An 874-nucleotide genomic window follows, 5' to 3' on the forward strand; every position below is an offset into this window, starting at 1 on the left:
CCTTGCCTGCTAGGGGGTAAGACGGTATCTGCGAGGCGATTTCTGCGGCGCTGGACTCCATGCGCCGCACACGACGACGCGAGGGCGCACGCGTCATGCGCATCAGGCTTGAACCGGCGCCGCGTTTCGCCTACCTGGCAGCATCCGGTGGCGGCAGGTTGTCCGGGCCGGCATTGGCACGGATCCAGGCGGCGCGTTGGGCCGGCGTCATCGCTTCCCAGCGGTCGCGCAGCGCCTTGCGCTGGTCCGGCGGCAGCGTGCGCATGCGCTCGAACAGCACCCGCGCCTCCTCGCGCTGCTGCGGGGTCATGTCCTCGTAGCGGCGGGCGCCCTTGCGTGCGCGGTCGCGTTGCTCGGGGGTCATCGACTGCCAGCGCTGCGCGTGTTCGAACATGCGTCGGCGTTGCTGCGGGGCATCGTTCCAGCGCTGCCGCAGGGGCGCGATCAGCAGCTCGCGCTGCTGTGGGCTCAGGTGTTCCCAGTCGGGCAGCGGCGGGCCGGTGTCGTCGTCGCGGTCGGCCGCGCTCGGCGGTGGCGGCGGCCCGGGCGGGGGCGGGGCGGCGAAGGCCGCCGGGACGGCAGTGCCGGCCAGCAGCGTCAGCGTCAGGGAGAGACGGATCAGGCGAGTCATCGGGTTCATTCCATTGCCAGCGAGGTATCGGAGCCCAGCCACAGGTACAGGTCGGGATTTTCGTCGAGCATCGCGGTCGCGGCCTGGTCGCTGTCGGCGGCCGCGCCGGCGCGCACCGAGGTAGTCGCGGCCACGGTCGTGGCAGTGGCGGTGGCGACGCTGGCGGTGGTGGTCGGCATCGACGGTGCGGGGCGCAGCAGCAGATGCACGCCCAGCGCCGCGCCGAGCAGCGCCGGGACCGCC

At 73.0% G+C, this 874-nt stretch carries 1 protein-coding gene and 1 pseudogene; both read right to left on the bottom strand.

Going from position 1 to position 874, the window contains the following annotated elements; all coding sequences use genetic code 11:
• Positions 1 to 130 precede the first annotated feature (130 nt).
• A complete protein-coding gene (locus D180_RS12975) occupies positions 131 to 631 on the bottom strand; it encodes a DUF3106 domain-containing protein (RefSeq protein WP_043090957.1) in 501 nt (166 codons plus the stop codon).
• A gap of 5 nt (positions 632 to 636) precedes the next feature.
• Positions 637 to 874: pseudogene (locus D180_RS12980) on the bottom strand (hypothetical protein); the annotation flags it as partial.

Origin of the sequence: Xanthomonas sp. SHU 166 (assembly GCF_000364685.1) — a bacterium.
Lineage (GTDB): Bacteria > Pseudomonadota > Gammaproteobacteria > Xanthomonadales > Xanthomonadaceae > Xanthomonas_A > Xanthomonas_A sontii.

Excerpts from the sequence above, each read along its gene's own strand:
- D180_RS12975 (WP_043090957.1), bottom strand. The coding sequence starts at position 631 with ATGACTCGCCTGATCCGTCTCTCCCTGACGCTGACGCTGCTGGCCGGC.